The organism is Photorhabdus sp. RM323S (assembly GCF_042879375.1).
Classification (GTDB): Bacteria; Pseudomonadota; Gammaproteobacteria; order Enterobacterales; family Enterobacteriaceae; genus Photorhabdus; species Photorhabdus tasmaniensis.
On the sequence record NZ_JBHFKZ010000166.1, the window covers coordinates 1 to 907 of the forward strand.

1 protein-coding gene is annotated in these 907 nt (G+C 45.2%); it reads left to right on the plus strand.

Translation table 11 applies throughout. From position 1 onward, the window contains the following. Positions 1 to 672 precede the first annotated feature (672 nt). Positions 673 to 907: reverse transcriptase N-terminal domain-containing protein (locus tag ACGF7G_RS22470; protein WP_387468501.1), on the plus strand; the 235-nt coding region annotated here is incomplete at its 3' end.

The window sequence follows — 907 nt, forward strand, 5'->3', positions numbered from 1 at the left end:
TAACATATTGATTCACCGATAGTGATATCTGATGAATCCGATTGTCCCATCAATCGTAGCCTACCAGAGCATGCGTGGCGGGTAACTGCTGGGTATGAAGCCTCTGGGACAACGTAACCTGTTCTGTGAACGGTAGAGAAGCCGTAAGGTACCTCTACTTTCTGCGAGCATCACGCGGAAAAGGTACAAGGCTGGTTGGTAAGGTTAACACATGTGAATTGCTGATAAACATCGTTAGGTCTAACAAGCCAAAGATGCTGAAAGGCTTGAACCAAAATGGTATGTGACGGGTTATCCTTATAATGCCTAAGGATACATGGGCAATAACGTCACCGGTGGAAAGGCAAAACCTAACCCAACTTTTGTATGCTAAACGGAACTTGGTAAGCCCGTATCATCGCCCAAAGGGCAGGTAAACCGTAAGGGATGCTGTTGATGATGCGGGTAGAGGAAGATGGAAAAAGCGAATGCTGAGCCGTAATAGCTCAGATAAGAGATCAAAATTTGCTCTGATGCGAAAGCATGCTGACTTCCATCCGGTCTTTAATCGTATGAAATCTTGTAAAGCATTCAATAACAGGAGGTAAGCAAGTGAATACAACAAATACTGTATCTGCGGCCTCCCACCTTTCAGGGTGGCATGCCATAAATTGGCGCGACTGTCATAAACAGGTGAGAAAGCTACAGGTACGGATTGCGAAAGCTACTCAGAGTCAACAATGGCGCAGGGTTAAAAAACTGCAACGTATGTTGACTGGCTCGTTCTCTGCAAAAGCTATTGCAGTAAAGCGAGTTACTGAAAACGCGGGAAAAAGAACTTCCGGTGTTGATGGACAACTATGGGAGACTCACGAAAGAAAATGGAAGGCTATAGGCCAAATGCAACGTAAAGGCTACAACCCAAAAC